At 46.9% G+C, this 20,114-nt stretch carries 18 protein-coding genes; 4 read left to right on the plus strand and 14 right to left on the minus strand.

The features are described from left to right. Nucleotides 1–24 precede the first annotated feature (24 nt). A complete protein-coding gene (locus B153_RS0111240) occupies nucleotides 25–606 on the plus strand; it encodes a Uma2 family endonuclease (RefSeq protein ID WP_020596805.1) in 582 nt (193 codons plus the stop codon). A gap of 81 nt (nucleotides 607–687) precedes the next feature. Here B153_RS0111240 and atpH read toward each other — a convergent pair whose 3' ends face one another. From atpH to B153_RS0111270, 6 genes are all read right to left on the minus strand, one after another. Continuing rightward, a complete protein-coding gene (gene atpH / locus B153_RS0111245) occupies nucleotides 688–1,227 on the minus strand; it encodes an ATP synthase F1 subunit delta (RefSeq protein ID WP_020596806.1) in 540 nt (179 codons plus the stop codon). Nucleotides 1,228–1,234: 7 nt separating this feature from the next. Then, the gene (gene atpF, locus B153_RS0111250) at nucleotides 1,235–1,729 is read right to left on the minus strand and encodes a F0F1 ATP synthase subunit B (protein WP_020596807.1); all 495 of its coding nucleotides are present in this window, start codon (nucleotides 1,727–1,729) and stop codon (nucleotides 1,235–1,237) included. Nucleotides 1,730–1,867: 138 nt separating this feature from the next. Continuing rightward, nucleotides 1,868–2,125 (minus strand): ATP synthase F0 subunit C, encoded by a 258-nt coding sequence (atpE, locus tag B153_RS0111255; protein WP_020596808.1) that lies wholly within the window; start codon nucleotides 2,123–2,125, stop codon nucleotides 1,868–1,870. Between the two features lie 41 nt (nucleotides 2,126–2,166). Further along, nucleotides 2,167–3,294, minus strand: coding sequence for a F0F1 ATP synthase subunit A (gene atpB / locus B153_RS0111260; RefSeq protein WP_020596809.1), 1,128 nt, complete (start codon nucleotides 3,292–3,294; stop codon nucleotides 2,167–2,169). A gap of 19 nt (nucleotides 3,295–3,313) precedes the next feature. Further along, nucleotides 3,314–3,676 carry a hypothetical protein gene (locus B153_RS0111265; RefSeq protein WP_020596810.1) on the minus strand — a complete coding sequence of 121 codons (363 nt, stop codon included), beginning with the start codon at nucleotides 3,674–3,676 and terminating at the stop codon, nucleotides 3,314–3,316. A gap of 3 nt (nucleotides 3,677–3,679) precedes the next feature. Further along, nucleotides 3,680–3,958: an AtpZ/AtpI family protein gene (locus tag B153_RS0111270; protein WP_040761267.1), complete on the minus strand. Its 279-nt coding sequence runs from the start codon at nucleotides 3,956–3,958 to the stop codon at nucleotides 3,680–3,682. A gap of 116 nt (nucleotides 3,959–4,074) precedes the next feature. On the opposite strand from B153_RS0111270, the gene porW reads away from it, so the two are divergent. The 3 genes from porW to uvrC all read left to right on the plus strand — a co-directional run bounded on the left by porW (nucleotide 4,075) and on the right by uvrC (nucleotide 10,741). Continuing rightward, nucleotides 4,075–6,327 (plus strand): type IX secretion system periplasmic lipoprotein PorW/SprE, encoded by a 2,253-nt coding sequence (gene porW / locus B153_RS0111275; protein ID WP_020596812.1) that lies wholly within the window; start codon nucleotides 4,075–4,077, stop codon nucleotides 6,325–6,327. A gap of 89 nt (nucleotides 6,328–6,416) precedes the next feature. Next, a complete protein-coding gene (locus tag B153_RS0111280) occupies nucleotides 6,417–8,774 on the plus strand; it encodes a penicillin-binding protein 1A (RefSeq protein WP_020596813.1) in 2,358 nt (785 codons plus the stop codon). Between the two features lie 155 nt (nucleotides 8,775–8,929). Next, nucleotides 8,930–10,741 carry an excinuclease ABC subunit UvrC gene (gene uvrC, locus B153_RS0111285; RefSeq protein ID WP_020596814.1) on the plus strand — a complete coding sequence of 604 codons (1,812 nt, stop codon included), beginning with the start codon at nucleotides 8,930–8,932 and terminating at the stop codon, nucleotides 10,739–10,741. Nucleotides 10,742–10,812: 71 nt separating this feature from the next. On the opposite strand, the gene porN is transcribed toward uvrC, so the two are convergent. The 8 genes from porN to sucD all read right to left on the minus strand — a co-directional run bounded on the left by porN (nucleotide 10,813) and on the right by sucD (nucleotide 20,026). Further along, on the minus strand, nucleotides 10,813–11,874 hold the full coding sequence (gene porN, locus B153_RS0111290; RefSeq protein ID WP_020596815.1) for a type IX secretion system ring subunit PorN/GldN: 1,062 nt from the start codon (nucleotides 11,872–11,874) through the stop codon (nucleotides 10,813–10,815). 57 nt (nucleotides 11,875–11,931) lie between these two features. Beyond that, entirely contained in the window at nucleotides 11,932–13,518 is a 1,587-nt protein-coding gene (gene porM / locus B153_RS0111295) for a type IX secretion system motor protein PorM/GldM (protein ID WP_051097262.1), read from the minus strand. Nucleotides 13,519–13,652: 134 nt separating this feature from the next. Further along, a complete protein-coding gene (gene porL, locus B153_RS0111300) occupies nucleotides 13,653–14,465 on the minus strand; it encodes a type IX secretion system motor protein PorL/GldL (protein WP_020596817.1) in 813 nt (270 codons plus the stop codon). 45 nt (nucleotides 14,466–14,510) lie between these two features. Then, complete coding sequence (gene porK / locus B153_RS0111305) at nucleotides 14,511–15,638, minus strand: T9SS ring complex lipoprotein PorK/GldK (protein ID WP_026262076.1); 1,128 nt, start codon at nucleotides 15,636–15,638, stop codon at nucleotides 14,511–14,513. 248 nt (nucleotides 15,639–15,886) lie between these two features. After that, nucleotides 15,887–16,861: a PorP/SprF family type IX secretion system membrane protein gene (locus B153_RS0111310; protein WP_020596819.1), complete on the minus strand. Its 975-nt coding sequence runs from the start codon at nucleotides 16,859–16,861 to the stop codon at nucleotides 15,887–15,889. A 170-nt stretch (nucleotides 16,862–17,031) separates the two neighbouring features. Beyond that, nucleotides 17,032–17,814 (minus strand): uroporphyrinogen-III synthase, encoded by a 783-nt coding sequence (locus B153_RS0111315; RefSeq protein WP_020596820.1) that lies wholly within the window; start codon nucleotides 17,812–17,814, stop codon nucleotides 17,032–17,034. 105 nt (nucleotides 17,815–17,919) lie between these two features. Next, entirely contained in the window at nucleotides 17,920–19,074 is a 1,155-nt protein-coding gene (locus tag B153_RS0111320; protein WP_245564869.1) for a DUF4271 domain-containing protein, read from the minus strand. Between the two features lie 76 nt (nucleotides 19,075–19,150). Further along, complete coding sequence (gene sucD / locus B153_RS0111325) at nucleotides 19,151–20,026, minus strand: succinate--CoA ligase subunit alpha (protein WP_020596822.1); 876 nt, start codon at nucleotides 20,024–20,026, stop codon at nucleotides 19,151–19,153. Between the last annotated feature and the right edge of the window lie 88 nt (nucleotides 20,027–20,114).

The raw sequence follows: 20,114 nt of genomic DNA on the forward strand, positions 1-20,114 counted from the left end.
TCCTTACAAAACCCGTTACTTGTTATGACTGCCAGACAACCCATGCCGAAGTTGTATACTTTTGAAGAATACGTCGCTCTTGAGCAAACTGAAGGAATTCGCTATGAATTCTGGGATGGAGAGATTGTTGCCATGGCAGGCACGACAAAGCGCCATAATACCATCGTTCAAAACATTGCTTTTTCTTTGCGTTCGTTTGCTCGAAACCAAGGTTGCCAAGTATACGCAGAAAATGTCCGGCAGAAGCTAAAAACCGGACAACGTTATGTTTATCCCGACATTATTTACACCTGTGACCCTGTCGATCTGGAAAATGATATGGGGGTTTGGGTAAATTCTCCCTGCTTGCTGATTGAGGTTCTTTCAGATTCTACGCAAAGCAAAGATTTTTATAACAAACGTCCACACTACACTAAGTTACCGACATTACTGTATTATATCTTAGTTTCTCAAACGGATTATCGGGTAGAAGTATTTGAACGGAATATAGATTTCTGGAAATATCAGATCATTGAAGGAGTTGAAACAATCGTGGAGCTACCTCTTTTACAAATAAGCTTACCTCTAAATGCCATTTATGATGGCATCATGTTTAACTCCCTATAAATCGATCGTTCCTTAGTTGTGTAAAACGAAAAAGCCGCCCGTCTGGATAAACGGAGCGGCTTTGTCTTTGGGTAAGTTAGATTAATTCAAAAATTTCAGACGAAGATCATTCAACTGGCTACGAATCGATTCATCGATTTGCTGATCACCAACACGGAGTACATATCCTCCCACCAGTTTTGAATCGATTTTCTCGTCCAATTCAACCAATTGACTTCCGGTTGTTTTCGTAACCATTGCCTTGAACTGCTTCCGCAACGCATCGGTCAGAGGTACGGTCGTAATGACAGTGGCACGCTCAACCCCTTTAAGGCGGTCATATTGATTGATAAACTCTTCAGCGATGGCGTCCATGATCGGTTCCCGGTTCTTCTTGGCAATAATCTGGAAAAACGACATCGTTACCGAATCTACATGACTGGCGAAAACTGCGTTTAGAATAGCACTTTTCTTCTCAGCCCGGACAATTGGGTTCTTCAACATTAACAGAAGTGGCCGGCTGCCATCCAATGTTTTTTTGAAGAACTGCATATCTTTATACATAGTCTCGGTCAGGCCTTTTTCCTGCGCCAAATCCAATAGCGATTTAGCATACCGAGCAGCGACTGTTGCAATGGCCATGATCGAATTAGTTTAAGCTTGACGTTGCGACCAGGTCATTCACCAGCTTCTCCTGAGCTGATTTATCGCTCAATTCTTTACGAAGTACTTTTTCAGCAATGTCGAGCGACAGCGTTACCACCTCTTTTTTCATTTGTGCAATCAGTGCCTGACGTTCGTTCTGCATTGTTTCGCGAGCCTGATCCAGAATCCGCTTACCTTCAGATTCGGCCTTATCACGCGATTCAGCAATCATTTTGTCAGCCGTTTCTTTAGCACCGCGCAGAATGGCCTCCCGTTCCGAACGAGCCTGTGCCAGCAACTTCTCATTGTCGGCTTTCATGGCAGCCATTTCCCGACGAGTTTTCTCGGCCAGGTCAAGCGCGGACTGGATGTTTTCTTCACGTTCTTTTAAACTTGCCAGAATAGGCTTCCATGCAAACGAGCGCAGGATAAAAAACAGGCCTCCAAAGGCAACGATCTGCCAGAATAACAGGCCAATATTAGGAGTAAGAAGTTCCATTGTTTGTTTTTGTTTCAAGTTAAACCGGCACACTTAACGGCTAATCCGAAAGGTGTGCCGGAATAATGCACTACGCTATACCTAACGGGACGCAGAAGCCTAATGCTTCCACACGTACAGGCGTAGCGGTTTGTAGCCTTACGAGTTGGCTACAAGGAAGCTGATAACGGCACCGAACAGAGCAACGGCTTCGATCAGAGCCGCACTTACGATCATAGCACCCTGAATTTTACCAGATGCTTCAGGCTGACGGGCAATACCTTCGGTAGCTTTTCCACCGATTTGGCCAATACCGATACCAGCACCGATAGCGGCCAGACCAGCGCCAATAGCAGCACCCATTTTAGCAACACCGGCGCCACTGGCAGCCGCCTGCAACAAGATAGCAGATAACATAACTTTAAACTATTTATAAACTGTGAAACAAAAATTGCAAATTAAGCGACGGGCTCAATGATGTGTTCTTCATCATAACCGATCCCATGATCCATGTCGTGGTTATCTTCAATAGCCGAACCGATATACATAGAGGTCAGCAGTGTGAAGATATACGCTTGCAGAAATGCCACCAGCAACTCAATCAGGTTCAGGAACAGTGTAAAGACAATCACTACCGGGCTGAGACCCCAGGCTGTACCAGCTCCACCTAGCTGATTGGCGACAAAAATCAGCCCCAGCAAACTCAGGATAATTACGTGACCAGCCGTGATATTGGCAAACAACCGGATCATCAGCGAAACGGGCTTTACAAATAGCCCAATAATTTCGATGGGAATGATTAGAGGCAGCAACCACCAGGGGACACCCGACGGCAATACAAGGTGCATCCAGTAATGTTTGTTACCACTGAGGTTCACCACAAAAAAAGCGATTACAGCCAGTACCATCGTTACGGCAATATTCCCCGTTACGTTGGCCGAACCCGGTAACAAACCCAACAAGTTATTCGTCAGAATAAAGAAGAAAACCGTCAACAGGTACGGTAGATACTTAGCATACCCCGGACCAAGGTTTGGCTTGGCTACCTCATCACGAATAAACAGGATCAGAGGCTCAACAAACCGTTGGATACCCGTAGGCTTACCACCCCGATTTTTAGCAAAACTGTTTTTCACCGCCCCCAGAATCAGGATGAGCAGAACAACACTCAGGAGCAACGAAGCCGCGTTCTTGGTAATCGAGAAATCCCATACTTTTACCGACTCATCGGCCTTGCCCGCCGTATCGACCCGGTGAACCTGACCTGATTTATGATCGATATGGTAGCCATTGTGCGTTTTCCCTTCTTCAAAATCCTTTGAAGAAAAAACCTCCAGCCCCCGATCAGCCGTGTAGAGAATAACAGGCAAATGCAGTTTAAAACCATGGGCAAATTCCCAGCCGTGTTCGTCTTTAATATGGTGCATAATCATCTCACCCATATTGAAGCCTTCTTCGGTTTTGCCATGTTCGACAACCGTCGTTTCGCCTTCGTGATGTTCGTCGTCCTGCGCCAGCGCAGGAACTAACGAACTTAAAATCAGAGCACTAAGTAAAAATATTCGCTTAAAAAATGAAACAGACATATGAGGAAAAACCACGTTTTCACGAATTGCGTCGCAAGTTACGACGAGACAGGATGATTTCAAAGCCGAGGTAACATAAATAAAGTACCAGAAAGGTAATGACAAACAGGTTTCGATCAGGTACGCCACGGTACAGCATTAGCCCGAAAAATACCATGCTCAACACGAGTCGCAGTACAGTAGCTACCAGCGGCATCAAGGCAAATATCCGGTCAGTGCGGTGATAACCAAATGCATGCAACCGGCTTGTAATTACCGACACGCTCAAAAAGAAGGCGATCAATATACGCCACTCCTTGGTGATCCAGGGCAGATGCCAATAACGCTCACCTACGAAGAATCCAATTCCCAGTACTAAACTTAACAATACATAGGGGCGCATAAATCAGGATTGTTTGGGGAGGCCCCGAATAAGTAGATAAATAGATCCGGCAATGCTAACCAACGCCAGCACTAATGTCCAGACCGGGGTATGATTGCCCTGCCGTTCGTCGAGCCATGAACCCAGCCATACACCTGCCCCAATCGTTACGAGCATCTGCAGACCCAGGCCACTGTACTGTAAAAATGATGTCGTTTTCTCCGTAGCTTTTTTCAACGGGTCATTCTCCCGAATCGGCTTTTGGGGGGTGTTTGGGTCGAGGTGCTCAGGGGTGTTTTCCATAGGAATCGGGGTAGGCATGCTATTTGCCACACAAAATTCGTTAATTTGGCCTAACGTTCCATATCGCCAAACTGGCCTGGAGCGTTTTAATACGAGTAACCACGTGTTATTACCGAATGTCCCGCTGTTTTTATAGTCGTCTCTTCCTATTTCTTGCGGTCATGGCTTTACTGACCGGCGGGCTGGTTTCCTGTTCGCAATACAGTACAAAAGCTATTCCTAAGGGCTACCACAACCTTACGGCCCATTATAATGCCTATGTGATCGCCCGCGACGAAATCGATCAGGCTGAGCAGTTCCTGTTCAAAAAACGCCAGGAAAATTATAACCAGTTGTTACCCATCTTGTTGCCTGTCGACTCGATGCTCATCCAGCCGGTAAAACCTCAGTTGGATGATGCCATCAAGAAAGCCTCGCTGATTCCTGAACGACACCAGAACAGTAAATGGCTCGATAATGCCTATATTCTTATTGGCCGGGCCCGTTTGCTAAAACAGGACTTGCCCAATGCCATTGAAGTGTTCAAGTACGTAAATACAAAAGGAACCAACGAAGACGATAAACATACGGCACTGGTAGGCTTAATGAGAGCCTATGTCGAAGCCAGCGATTACATTAATGCGCTAAATGTAGCGGAATACCTCCGACAGCAACCACTCAACAAAACGAACACGCGAGATTTTTACCTGACCAAAGCGTATCTGCACGAACGACAGGGTGAATATCCTACTGCAGCCGGAATTCTGGAAGCCACATTTCCGGTATTGAAAAAAGGCGAATCAACAGCACGACTCCATCTGATAGCTGGTCAGCTTTACGATTTAAGTGGCCAACCGACTAAGGCCGTTGAGCAATATCGGCAGGTACTCCGGTCGCGCCCCTCTTACGATCAGTCGTTCTATGCCAATTTATATGCCATCCAAAGCAACGGCCTGACGGGTGATCAAAAGCGGGTGGCCCAATCGGCCGAAACATTTGACCGGCTCTTGAAAGACCGGAAAAACGACGACCTGAAAGATAAAATCTATTTCACAATGGGCTTGCTCGAAGCTCGTCGGGGCAATACAGACAAAGCCATCAAGTTATATAGCCAGTCGATTCAGGTGGCTGGTTCCGCGAATACACAGGTTCCTTATACCTATCTGGAAATTGGTAAGCTGTACTTTGACAAAAAGGCGGATTACGTCCACGCCAAAGCGTATTACGATAGCGCCCTGGCTTTAATGCCCAAGCAGTCGGCCGATTATACAGCTTTACTGAACCGCAAAAAGACCCTGGATGAGTTCGTTCTGTACAAGACAACCATAAAAACAGACGATAGCCTACTGCATCTGGCTCAGTTGGACCCAACCAGTTTAGACAAACTGCTGGACAAAGCCATCGACCAGCGTGAAAGAGAAGATAAAGCTCAGGCAGCATTGGCTCAGCAAATTATTGATAAAGCTACAAACGGGAATATCAGCGCTGTACCGGGAGCTACCAACTCCAATTTACAACCTACAGAACGCTGGGCTTTATACAATCCGGTGGCTTTAAGCCAGGGGCGGCAGGAGTTCTCGGTTCGCTGGGGTAATCGCCCACTCGAAGACAACTGGCGTCGTAGTAATAAAGAAGCTTCTATTGCGCTTCCAGGTGCTAATAGCCCCGTTGTAGGTGCCTCGCCCGCTAACTCAGTCAATCCGAATGCGCCTTTGGCTCAATCTGAAGCGGCCCAGACAGCAGTGGGTACAGCCGGGATAGCGTCGAGCCGAAAAGCGCAAAAAGAGGCTATGACCGCAAAGATCCCTTTCAGCAAAGAAGCCCAAATTGCCGCCAATCAACGGATAGAAACGGCCTTATATAAACTCGGAAAGTTATATAAGCTTCAATTCAACCAGCCTGCCGATGCCATTTCTACCTTCGAACAGTTGCTGACTCGCTATCCAAACACGCTTCAGAAACCGGAGGTCTATTATTTATTGTACCTTAGCAATGAACAACTTGGCAAAGCGTCGAACTGGAAAGATAAACTGTTGGCAGAGTTTCCGAATACGTCCTACGCCCGACTGACCGGACGCGCTGCTGCACAGACCAGCGATTCGGAAGCACAAGCCTTGAAAACATACACCGCCATCTATGAACTCTATCAAGCTAACAATATGACCGAAGCGCTGGCACGGGCCGACGCGTCGATGAGTAGCTTGGCCGGAACTCAACTGGAAGATAAGCTGGCGTTGCTACGGGTCATGTTGATTGGAAAGCAGCAAAGTGTAGAAGCTTATCAACGAGCACTGGCCGAGTTTGTACGCGATTATCCGGCTAGTCAATTGCTCCCGCGTGTCAAAGAAATGCAGGCGGCTGCCGAAAAAATAACGGCAAAACGGAAATAAAATTGACTTACAGTAGTCGGTTTATCAGAGGCTGACGTTTCAATTATCGTTTACGTTGGGCCCCGGTAAGCCGTAAACCCATATCACTAATGATCGAATTCACCTCCGGACCGTACCGGAAAATTATCCGAAATCTCTGGCGATTTACTCTGATTGGCGTAGCCCTGCTGATCTTTTATGTAATTGCAGTCAGCTACAACTTCCTGTGGCTTTTCGGAGGAATGCCAAGCCTGAAAGCACTCGAAAACCCGAAAAGTGAGGAAGCCTCGGAAGTATATACCTACGACCGCAAGCTATTAGGTAAATACTACGTCGAAAATCGGACCCCTATCGAGATTTCGCAGGTATCCCCCAACGTTACGTCAGCTCTGCTGGCCACTGAAGATGCCCGTTTCATAAAACACTCGGGCATTGACCCACGCTCACTATTCCGGGCGGTCGGTGGTTTTCTTACCTTCCGGGATGCGTCAAGCTCAGGAGGGGGCAGTACGCTTACGCAACAAACGGCTAAAAACCTATTCGATACCCGTCAGGAAGAGTTACGGGGTATTCTGGGCAATATTCCCATTATTGGTTTAATCATCGCCAAAACAAAGGAATGGATACTGGCTGTGCGGCTGGAGCGAAATTATACCAAACAGGAGGTCATGATGATGTACCTCAACACCGTATCGTTTGGCAATAACACGTATGGTATCAAAACAGCGGCCAAAACCTACTTTAGCAAAGAACCCTGGAATCTGAATGTCGAAGAAGCGGCCATGCTGGTGGGGATGCTCAAAAACCCGACTCTTTACAACCCGCGGATGTTTGAAGAACGCACCCGCGAACGCCGTAACGTCGTGCTGGGCCAGATGAAGAAGTACGGATTCCTTAATGATGAGCAACTATTTACCTATAAACGGAAACCCCTCAAGCTTGATTTCAGCGTCGAGAATCAGAACACAGGCATGGCCGCTTACTTCCGTTCGGTTATAAAAGACGATTTGAAGAAATGGATACGAGAGTATAATGAAGAGAATCCGGGCGCTGAACTGGACTTATATACAAGTGGCTTAAAAATCTACACCACCATCGACTCCCGGATGCAGACGTATGCTGAAGAAGCAGTCATGACCAACATGCGCGATCAGCAAAAGAAATTTTACGAACACTGGCGTGGGCGAAATCCCTGGGTACAAAAAGATCCCAGATCAAAAAAATACGTTGAAATGCCCAAATTCATTGAGGGTGTGGCGCGCAGAACCATTCGTTTCAAACAGCTTAAAGCCGCTTACGGCGACGACGAAAAAGCGATTTGGCAGGAAATGCGTAAACCCATCAAGATGAAAGTATTTGTATATGGGGGTGGCCGAAACGAAAAAGACACCACGATGAGTCCGCTCGATTCGATTCGGTATTACAAACGTTTGCTGAATACAGGCTTTATGTCGATGGACCCGCGCAATGGTCATGTCAAAGCATGGGTGGGTGGTATTAATTTCAAATACATGAAGTTCGACCACGTTCGTCAGGGGCGTCGGCAACCGGGGTCTACCTTCAAACCTTTTGTCTACCTGACCGCTATGGACCAGGGGTTCGTGACGCCATGTAGCCACCTGACTGACCAGCCCACCACGTTTGCGCATGGCGAAGACAATAACGGCGGTCCCGCGTGGACGCCCAAAAACTCAACCGGGCGTTATAGTTACCAAAGTCTATCATTGCGGGAAGCTTTGGGTCAATCGATCAACACGGTTAGTGCCCAGTTGATCAAAAAAACCCGGGCTGAAGAAGTTATCAAGTATGCTCATGAAATGGGGATCGAAAGCAAAGATTTGCCCGAGAACCCCACCCTTTGTCTGGGTACGGGTGATGTGTCTGTTTACGAGATGGTCTCGGCTTACTGTGCTTTTGCCAATGGCGGCATGCGCGTACGGCCCATGATCCTTACCATGATTACGGATAAGAATGGGAACGTATTAAAAAATTTCTCGGTCGATGCCAAGCAGGTGATTAGTGCCAACCGTGCTTATGAAATGCTGTACCTGATGCGGGGAGCCGTTGAAGAGCCCAATGGCACTGCCCAACGGTTGCGAACTCAGTATAAGCTGCTGGAAGGCGGCAATGAGATAGCCGCCAAAACCGGAACAACTTCCAATTATTCAGACGGTTGGTTTATGGGTATGACTCAACATCTGGTATCGGGCTTGTGGGTTGGTGGCGACGACCGTTCCATCCACTTCCGGGATATTTCGCTGGGCCAGGGCGGGCGATTGGCAATGCCTGCCTGGGGAATGTATATGCAAAAAATTTATAAGGACGCGACCCTGACCCAATACCGCCCGGAGCCATTCCGTAAACCGAACAACTTTAAAATTGACTGCGGAGGTTATCATATTGATTCCTCTCAGCGGTACATTCCACCGAAGGTTGTGCCAGAGGATGAAGACGAGATTTTGCAATGATAAATGACAACCAGAAGGCGGATGTTTAAGGTAATTATGATTTACAGAGACCAAAGAAAATCATAATTACCTTAAGCATCCGCCTTCTGGTTGTCAGCAACCTTTATCCACAAAAGGTTGTTATTAGTAAGCCTCAATCCATTAAATGGGCTTTTATGGCTGAATTTGATTATAGACAGGAACTAACCAAAGTACCGCACGAACCTGGCGTGTATCGCTATTTCGATGCTACAGGCGAAGTTATTTATGTTGGAAAGGCTAAAGACTTAAAAAATCGCGTCAGTAGTTATTTCACAAACTCAAAAGGGCACGACCGCAAAACCCTGCGTCTGGTCAGTCAGATTCGCAAGATCGAGTTTACCATCGTTCACACCGAATTTGATGCGTTATTACTCGAAAACCAGCTTATCAAACGGTACCAGCCCAAGTACAATATTTTGCTGCGGGATGATAAAACGTATCCTTTCGTTTGTGTCACCAATGAGCACTTCCCGCGCGTATTGACAACCCGCCAGATTGATCGGAAGCTAGGTACTTACTACGGCCCTTTCGCCAATCTGAAGCCGATGTATACGGTGCTGGATATGTTCAGCCAACTCTTTACAATTCGTACCTGCAATTATAATCTGGCTCCCGAGAATATAGCGTCTGGTAAATACAAGGTCTGTCTGGAATACCATATCGGTAACTGCAAAGGCCCCTGTGAAGGCCGTCAGAATGAGACCGACTATGATAAAGATATTGAACAGATTCACCACATTCTGAAAGGAAATCTGAAACCGGCTCAGGAGTATTTTAAAGGTCGAATGCTGGAAGCAGCCAATGAACTGGCCTTTGAGCAAGCCCAGAAATACAAAGAAAAAATTGATGTGCTCCAGCGCTTTCAGAGCAAATCGACCGTTGTCAATCCAAAAATTGCCGATGCTGATGTATTCTCGATTGCGTCCGATGAGGTATCGGCTTACATCAATTTCATGAAGGTCGTTAACGGTACGATTGTACAGACGCATACCGTAGAGGTTAAGAAGAAACTGGACGAGTCCGACCCTGACCTGCTGGCCATGATGATCGTGGAGTTTCGGGAGCAGTATGGCAGTCAGGCCAAAGAAATCATTACGAATATCCCGCTGGATATTGATTTGAAAACCGAGATAACGGTTCCTCAAATTGGTGATAAGAAAAAATTGCTGGATATGTCGTTGAAAAACGTGCTGTATTTCCGACGTGAGCGTCAGGAACGGATGGCCGCCGAAGCTACCGCCAACGCCAGCAAAAAAGATCGGGTCTTAATCCGACTTAAGCAGGACTTACAATTAAAAACCATTCCCAACCGCATTGAATGTTTCGATAACTCGAATATTCAGGGTACCAACCCCGTTTCGGCAATGGTGTGTTTTATTGGCGGCAAACCAGCGAATAAAGAGTATCGGCACTTTTCAATCAAAACAGTGATTGGGCCAAACGACTTTGCCAGTATGTATGAGGTTGTAACGCGTCGATATACCCGTGTTCTGACCGAAGGCACCGACATGCCTGACTTAATCGTAATTGACGGTGGGAAAGGGCAACTGAGTGCGGCCTGCGATGCGCTGAAAGCGATGGATTTGTACGGTAAAGTACCAATTATTGGTATCGCTAAACGTTTGGAAGAAATCTACTTTCCTGAAGATAACCTACCCCTCTATATTGATAAAAAGTCGGAATCGCTCAAACTGATTCAGCGCATTCGCGACGAGGCTCACCGATTTGCGATTACTTACCACCGCGACAAACGCAGTCGAAATAGTCTAATCAGTGAGTTGGAAAATGTAGAAGGCATTGGCAAAAAAACGGCTGCTAAGCTTCTAAAACACTTCAAAGGTGTTAAAAAGATTCGGGAAGCTACGTTCGACGAAGTAGCTGAAATAGTTGGAAAAGACCGCGCTCAAAAGCTCAAAGAGTATTTCGAAGCAATAGAGCAGTCTTAAAAAATCAAGCGGCTTATGGGCCGCTTGGATGAATCGTATAAAAAAAGCGGCCCATGAGCCGCTTTTTCATTTTAGTATTCCCAGAGACTATGCTCCGTTTCCATCAGTTCATATTCAGTTTGATACGATTTGATCAGACCTTCCCGATCCCCATACATACCAATTAAGTCCTGATCGCCTGGATTAGCCACTTTTGTAATACGACCATAGAATAATCGAAGGTCGAACGCATCAGCCAGGTTTTTGTGCTGAGCCTGGTTTTGCGGGTTATACCAGATAAACTTCTTTGGATCACTGCGGAAGAGCTTATCCAGATCCTTGTATTTGAATGAAGCGATTGGCTTTTCAAAACCAGCTTCATTTTTATCGGCAGGCAACAGGAGCGTAACCGTCTGGATATCGTAGTATAAACGCGAACGCTTCCGATCAAAAATCCAGTCTTCCTTAACTTCAAGAATATTCAATTCTTTAGGAAAGTACTCATCTCCCGAAAGAGCAGGCGCTTTTGCAACGGCTACGGTATCCACCTTAGGTTCTTCCACGGGCGGAGCAACTACTTTCTTTCCTTTTTTGCCTTTAGCATTTTTAGCCACCGCCTTCTTCTTAGGTGCTCCCCAACCATCATCGGCGGGCTCGGCAGCCGCAGCCGCTTTTTTAGGCGCTCCCCAGCCATCATCAGCTGGTTTCTTGGCATCTTTTTTCACCGGGTTACCCCAGCCATCATCTTTAGCCCCGTTTTTACCATCCTCCGTAAACCCGGCCGCTATTTCTTCTTTCGATAAGCCACCGCCTGTATTAGGAATCAATAAGTTCTCATGAAACTTCTCAGGAGTGATCTTTGTGGTACATGAATCGTTGGTATAAGCATCGATCAACCCTGCCTTTACCGCTTCCATCAAATACTTCGAAATCTCATTATTTTTCGAGAACATCGACTGATTCTGCTTCTCCTTCAGGTCGATTCGACGCCAAAGGGTTTTCTTCATCATGATGTCATTCTCATTGATAGGCCGAATCGAGTTAGGATTCGTACCATTATTTGCTTTTTCCTGAGCCAGGGCTTCTCCTCCTGCCAGGGCCAGCGCAGCTATAGCCAGCACACCGGCGTATCGTATCGTTCTTGCTTCTGTCATGGCTCTCTATTTGTTGTCAATCCAAGATGTTAACGGCTTAATGACCTGTTTAGTACATTAATAAAGCGAAACTTGCTGTAATGGGCTACCCATTGGGACATCGCTAATTTCACCACGGAAATTCTGACGCTGTACGCCATCAACTTGAATGACGAGTCGGTCACCAGGTTGCGCTTCGGCAGCCAGATCAGCGATTGACCCACCACCGGCACCGACCTGGGTAAATTTCACCCGTCGAGTACCACGCACTAGTGATACGGTTGCTCCCGTTGTCCGGAACTTGGCATCATCCGGCGAATAAGCTGCGAAACTTGGGTCAGCAATCGCCTGGATCCGTACACTACGTGCCGACGAAACCGGAACACCCCGAGGATCGTTGGCCCGCGTTCCGCCAACGAAAATTTCCAGTGTTGGTCGGGGCACCTTATTCACCTTGAAGCGTTCAGTACCTAGTAGACTACCCGAATTGCTGATGTTCAATGATACACTAGCTGAGTTGGGAACCACTGTAATCTTACCCTTCTCACCAGATGGAATGACGGAAGCACCGTCGGCCGAAAAATTGGGACTCCATAAAGCCCCTAATTGTGGGCTCTGAATACTCAACTTGTTGGCACAACCCAGGTACAAAGGCGGCATGGTTCCGGTCTCGATCTGATAAGATGGTTTAGCAACAAAGTATTCAGCCGATAAGGGTACGGTTTTTAAACCGGCAGGCGTCTGATAAGCAATCGACCCTGTCAATACGCGACGCGAAAGGCCATTTTTGTCGTAAGTACCTCCCTGAGCCGTAAACTCTACGATACCTTGTCCATCCTGCATCCGAACGGGTCCACCATTCAGACTCATACGTGGCTGGATACCTGACGAAGAAGCGGCCAAAAACATTTGACCTTTAAACTTCGTCCCCGCTACCACCACTTTAGAGTCCATGCTCAACATGGCAATAATTTTGTCGAACTTAACATCCTGAGCACCAACCTTACTCGCCAAGACATCAAGGACTTCGCCTTCAATCCGACGAATATCGGCCTGCTTCTGGCTTAGTACGGCCAGAGCAGCTGGTACAGGCGTTTGCGCAAAATTCAATTCAGCAAAATCTTTCCGGCGCTGATCAGGAGAACGGTTGGCAATAGGGTCGTCTTTGCCATCCAGAGCTAGTGGTGCATATTTAGTACCTGCATATTTCGACACATTCTCGATATATGTGTTCAGGTCATTTTTCAGCTTGAAGGCGGCACCATTGCGGGTAGTCCCGATCATCAGTTGAGCTACTTTCTCTTCTTCGCTCAGGTTTTTGATATTTCCTGACTCATCACGACCACCACCAGCATCTACGATCTGATCTTTCAGTTTATCGAGTTCGCTGATCATGTCAGAGGTAAGCTTCCGAACATCTTCGGCTTGCTTTACAATGGCGAGATCGGTGGCCCGGTTGCCGGATTTTTCGACGGTTCCCCGAATATTATCGACAGTGGCCTGGTTAACCTTATTGACAGCTATAGTAGACTGCTCCAGGCTGTTATTTATAAGTACAAATTTTTCCAGAATTGCCGATGTGACCTGTAAAGCCAGCATTGCGGTCAAAACCAGATACATCATCCCGATCATCTTCTGACGGGGTGTCTCTTTTGTGCCTGCCATATACTATGGTAGTATGAATAAAGGAAGTTGTATAGGATACAGTTATAGAGTTGTAAAGCATCTTAAGAATCAGAGCTTTCGTAGGCGAAACCCCGTATGATTCCCTAATCTTACAACTCTACAACTAACTTATTTTAGTTGCCGCGCATAGCGGTCAGCATGCTGCCATACACGTTATTAAGCGAGGCCAGATTGCCCGTAAGTTTGGCGAGTTCATTCTTGAATTGCTGCGTATCGCGGCTGGCATCGCTCATGTTTTCCATAGCGGCCGTCAGGCTACCGTAGAAAGCGTTCATGGCTTTCAGATGTTTGTTGGTATCCTGTAATTCCAGTTCGTAAACCGCATTGAGTGCACCCATGTTCTTGGTAACCTTCTGGAATTGATCGCGGTAATCTTTCGCATCGGTGGTTGCATCGGCCATCGAATTCATAGCCGTGATCGCCGTACCGTACGATTTGTTCATTTCGCTGATCGAGCTAGATGCCGACTTTACATTGCGAGCGTAGTCGTTAGTTGCTACTGTAGCGTCGGTCAGGTCAGACAGTTTTGAAACGGTATCGTTCAGATTACGGAAACCAGAGCCCAGCTTCTCGAATACATCGGGCGTTACTTTAGCCTGAGCCAGCATTTGATCCATATTAGCCGTTAGCCCATTCGCTTGTGGCGTTGGCTTACGAGCCTCTCCTTTAAAATCATCGGCCAGTTCCGGGTACACACGCTCCCAGGCATATTCGCTCGACGATGTGGTAGGGTTGGTGAAACTCTGAACCGCGTAAAGTACAAAGATGACAACCTCGGTAAGAAGACCGGCTGTTAATAACCAGCCAAATTGTTCGTTGTGGGTAATTTTAGCCCATGCCCCGGCAATAACGACGGCGGCACCGGCACTATAAATGGTTGGTACTAAACGATCCCAAAAGAAATTTACTGACTTTGCTGCTGCCATGATAAGCGATTGTTGGTTGGACTAGGTAATTGACTTTGTTATGAGTTATACTTTTTTTGCGGCCGATTTTTTGCTGCTCTTGCTCTTACCACTCCCTCCAAGCCTACTACCACGAGCCGATGCTGTCCGTCCTTCCAGGTTGTCCATGATGCAACGGAAGCCAATATAAGAACGCTTTTGATCTTCGTATTCGTAATACCGTGTGCCTGTTTCGAGGTAGTAGGCAATGTCTTTCCAGGAGCCACCCCGAACAACTTTACGAGGTTCATCTGCATTCTGGTTGTCGGGGTTCATATCCCAGACGATGGCATTGGTATTTTCGGCATAGGCATCGCGGCACCATTCGGCAACGTTTCCGGCCATGTTATACAGGCCATAATCATTCGGGCTATAGGCAGTTGCCGGAGCGGTGTAGGGGTAACCATCCGCATCAAAATTACCACGCTGTGGTTTGAAGTTTGCCAGATAGCAGCCTTTACCGTTGGCTACGTAGGGATTACCCCAAGGATACTTAGCTCCGTTTTTACCTCCCCGAGCGGCCCACTCCCACTCCGCTTCTGATGGAAGGCGGAAACCAAACGATTTATAGCCCCCCTCTTTTGTACGGTAATCATCCAGCATGTTCGTACGCCATTTACAGAAGTGGTTAGCTGCAATCCAGCTTACACCTACTACCGGATAGGTATCGAAGGCAGGGTGAGCGTAGTAGTGCTCCAGCATGGGATCACCGTTATGGTAGGTGAAGTCATTTTTCCAGACAGTTGTATCTGGATAAAACTTCGACATAATTTCTTCTTCGCCCAGCGTCGAAACCGAATCGGCCAGCAGCGCATTGATGTACTGGCGGTATTCGTGGTTCGAGATTTCGGCATCATCCATGTAGAACGAACTGATCGTTACCTGACGGTTCATGTTGATCTGGGTAGCCGCCACATCTTCGTCGGCCTGTCCCATGATAAACGAACCTGAAGGAATCAGCACCATGCCATACGGAGTTGGCTGCTTCCAGCCTTTACGACCTGTAGCCGTAATTTCCCCGTTGGTTACGCCAACTTCTCCTCCTTTGCCACCTTTGCTAAATTTTGATTTCAGGAAGCCACAACCTTGCATTAGCAGTACGACTGCTGCGACCATCACCATCCGGGTTGCGTTGACTGTATTATACTTCATCATCGTAGAACTTTGCTTCTTCTTGTGCGAGACCAGACTAAAAACGAAAATCTGTTTGGTTATTGTATGTAAAACCAGGACCTGAATAATTTTCTAACTCTATCCCGACTCAATGGGTTTTATGACTTAGACGAATTAGTACTGTATGAATCAGTCCATTCCCTCAAAAATAAGTGGCTATTTGCAAACTGCCTAACAAGAATACTGCCAAAATAGTCTGCAAATCTAAATTTTAGCCATTTTCTATCTCCTTAATACCGGAAACGAGGAGTTCGGATAATTGGCTTTTTACGCGTATCGATGGTAGGTAAGGCATAGCCCAGAATAAGTTCAACAGAGCTTCCGCTTTTTATCTGTGTTCCACTGGTTACAATATCGTACGCTACACCGAACCGCAAGGCATTGTTTCGCATTAAGTTAATGCCTGCCGTTAGCATAACGGCATCCTTAACCCGATAGCCTACACCTGCCCAGATACGGTTGTCGTAGGTACCTACCACGTTGACCGTCGCCACCGATCCGGGTAACCCTTCTTTGGTACTATACTGAAGCAAAACCGATGGCTGTATGTCAATGTTGTACCCAAAACCAAGGCGATACCCTGCTGACAGATAGGCTTTACTATCCGACGGATCGGTTTCGTAGCCGGATGTATAGCTGTAGGTAGCTCGATTCAGATGAGTCATGCTTACCCCTACCCAATAATCGGTCGTGTTATAATAAACACCTGCGCCGACATCAGGCTTGAATAAATTAATTCGTCCTCCCGGCAACAACGGGTCGCCAGGATCTGTCGGCCTGAACTGGTTGAAATCATAGCCCCGGTTAAACATACCTGCCTGAACACCCAGTGCCAGCGTCCCGTTTTTCAAGGCCAGCCGATAGGCATACGACAATTGGATGGCCTGATTGATGGATGGACCGTATTTGTCATTCAACGCATAAACCCCAATACCGCTTTTTATTTTATCCAAAGGCATCGTAAAGGACAACAACTGGGAGCTTTGGGCCGCACTACCATCGCCATTTCCTATCGTTTGGTAACCCAAATACTGGGTTCGATGGGTAAGCTGGACTCTGGTTACCCCCTCCGATCCGGCGGCTGCCGGATTGTAGTAAAGGGGATTGTACATGTACATACTGAACTGAGGATCCTGCTGTGCCAGAACGGTTGATACAGCCATCGTCAGCGATAAAAAGGCAAAAACGTAAAATGTGCGAATCATACGGCCTAAGCAAAATTCAGAACTGCCACAGAGCGCTCTGGGAAATAAATCACAGTTTACATGTAAACGTCCGTAAGCGCAAATTATTGGCCTATAAAAAAGCCTAAATGCCGGAAATTAGGGGACTAACCTGACTCCGGCATTTCGTTTCGTATAACCGCTAACGGAACTCAATTGTTAGCCTTTTTTAGGTAGAGATCCAGTGCCCCTGTCATTGATGGCGCATTCGGCAACGGTGCTTCAATATCAAGGGTCAACCCGGCATCGGTAATCGCTTTAGCTGTAGTGGGCCCAAAAGCAGCCATACGAATGCCATTCTGGTTGAAATCGGGGAAGTTGCTAAACAGAGAGCTTACACCCGACGGACTGAAAAACGCAATAATATCGTAACTCTTGATATCCAGGTCCGACAAATCGGTAGGTACTGTTTCATACATCACCGCTTCGGTGAAGTGCAGCCCACTGGTATCCATGAATTCTGGAATATCATTTCGTCGGATGTTTGAGCATGGAAACAGAAACTTCTCGTTCTTATGCTTTTTAATCAGATCGAATAGCTCAGTAGCGGTTTTCGTCCCATTAAATATCTTACGCTTTCGGATAACAATGTACTTCTGAAGGTAATTGGCCGTTTGCTCTGAAATACAGAAGTATTTCATGTCGGCCGGGACCTCGACCCGCCCTTCCTGACAAATCCGAAAAAAGTGGTCGATGGCGTTACGGCTGGTGAAAATGATGGCCGTATGTGCCAGAATGTTAATTTTCTGACGACGAAAATCCTTATGCGACACTCCCTGAATCTGGATAAAGGGGCGGAAGTCAATTTGAATATTGTACTTGCTGGCTAAATCGAAATAAGGTGATTTCTCGTCGGCGGGTCGGGATTGGGTCACTAACATCCGGTTTACTTTCGTAAGCCGGGCTTCGGCAGATTGCATGCTCGTCTCGTTCATCGAATCTCTACGCGGGTAATAGTCGGTTGGCAGTCGACAGCTTTCCTGAATAGCACAATCCTATTTGCTGACTATCAGATACACTGCAGGCTGAACATTCACTCATCAGATTGCAAAACGCAAACCAATGATGAGCGGGATCAATTCAACGATACAAAGGTACGAAAATAAATAAAGATTCTTGATAGGGTCCAGACTACGGATCACAAAGTAGAGTAAGGCAAGCCGGGCAGCATAGAATACGATCAGTGGAAGCAGCAACGCGTTTTGTGACCAGTTGACTGTCGAAATGTTATAGGCAATGATCGTCAGTAATACCCCTAGAAATGTAAAAAATAGTAGAGATGATTGTAAAATTTTGAAGTAATGAACATTCACGACTTCTTCAAGCTTATAAAGCCCCCCCATAATTTCCAGGGCTATATACTTCCCTACCAGGCTCATAAAAGCAACTCCGCTGAGCAGGAAAAACTCACCGATCAGCCAGCCAAAATGTTGCTCACTCAACAGTAGCTCCCGGGAAGCAAATACGTCGATATTACGGCTTTGGGCAAAAACAATCAGATAGGCAATGACAAAACTCAGGTTTAGTACAAACAACATATTGGTACTGCTGAGTGGTCGGTTAATCAGAAATGACTCCTCCTGAGCCCGGAGTGAGATCAGATCACTCAAGCTATAGAATCGCAAAAAAGCCCGGTGATAAAAACTAAACAGGAAGGCATGGGTAGCCAGCAGAAAGAGCAGCCCCACACCCAGAAAATTATCGTAGATCGTACGAATGCGGGGCCGAACGCTCAGATTATCATCGCGCAGGACCACGGGTTTCTGGGTCGCTGATTTAGGATACCCAATGAACAACTGCTTATCCTGAAGACCGGGAGCCCCATAAATGGTCAGAAATAGTTCTGGCTGGCGGTATACCCGATACAAGCTATCGATACTCAAAACCTGCCACTGCCCCGGGCGGAGTTTGCGTTTGAGCGCTGCATTGATAAATAGATAGCCTTCTTCCTGTGTCGATACCAGCAGACTGTACTGCCGATTGCTTTCCAGATCGACATATACACTGAGGGCAGTCTGACTAGCATGGAGTTCAACAATATAAGGCACATAGGCCTTTGCCCGCTCATCATATACCTGAAAATCATCATGAAAATCATGAACGGGGTAGTACTTTCCTTTGGGACCAATTCCTGCATTTCGGGACTGGCCGATTGCGAAGGGAAAAATAAAGAGCGAAAGAGCGAAAGAGTGCAAGAGCGTAACTATCACCATAGTCCTGCTACTTGCTATACACTCTTTCACTCTTTCGCCCTTTCGCTCTTTCACTTTTTTATTTACCTAAAGCCTTAAGCATCGTATCGCCAATAAGGGCGGGAGATTCAACTACGTGGATGCCACATTCACGCATGATCGCCATTTTAGCGGCAGCCGTATCGTCTGCACCACCAACAATCGCTCCAGCGTGGCCCATCCGGCGACCTTTGGGCGCGGTTTGCCCGGCAATGAAGCCTACTACAGGCTTGCGATTACCATCTGCTTTGATCCAGCGAGCTGCTTCGGCTTCCATACCTCCACCAATTTCACCGATCATCACGATGGCTTCGGTTTCAGGATCGTTCATCAATAGCTCAACTGCCTGTTTGGTCGTTGTTCCGATAATTGGATCACCACCGATACCAATTGCTGTCGACTGTCCTAAACCCGCTTTGGTCAACTGATCAACAGCTTCATAGGTCAATGTTCCTGATTTAGAAACGATTCCGATCGTACCTTTTTTGAAAATAAACCCAGGCATAATACCGACCTTACATTCCTCGGCTGTCATAACACCCGGACAGTTTGGCCCAATAAGCCGAACGTCCTTATCTGCCAGGTAGTTTTTAACGGCCACCATGTCTTCTGTCGGAATGCCCTCCGTAATACAGATAATTACTTTGATACCAGCCTCAGCAGCCTCCATGATAGCATCGGCGGCAAAAGCAGGGGGCACAAAAATGATCGAAACATTAGCCCCAGCTTTATCAACAGCCTCCTGAACGGTATTGAACACGGGCCGGTCGAGGTGTGTTTGCCCACCTTTACCAGGGGTAACGCCACCCACCACATTGGTACCATATTCGATCATCTGCTGGGCATGAAAACTGCCTTCCGAGCCAGTAAAGCCCTGGACGATTACTTTAGATTCTTTGTTGACTAAAACAGACATGATAGGTTTTAGAAATCGTTGGCGATACGGTTAACTAGAGGAAAGAAGCAAAACCATACGAAGAAAGTCAGACGCACATTTACTACGC

Source organism: Spirosoma panaciterrae DSM 21099 (assembly GCF_000374025.1).
GTDB lineage: Bacteria > Bacteroidota > Bacteroidia > Cytophagales > Spirosomataceae > Spirosoma > Spirosoma panaciterrae.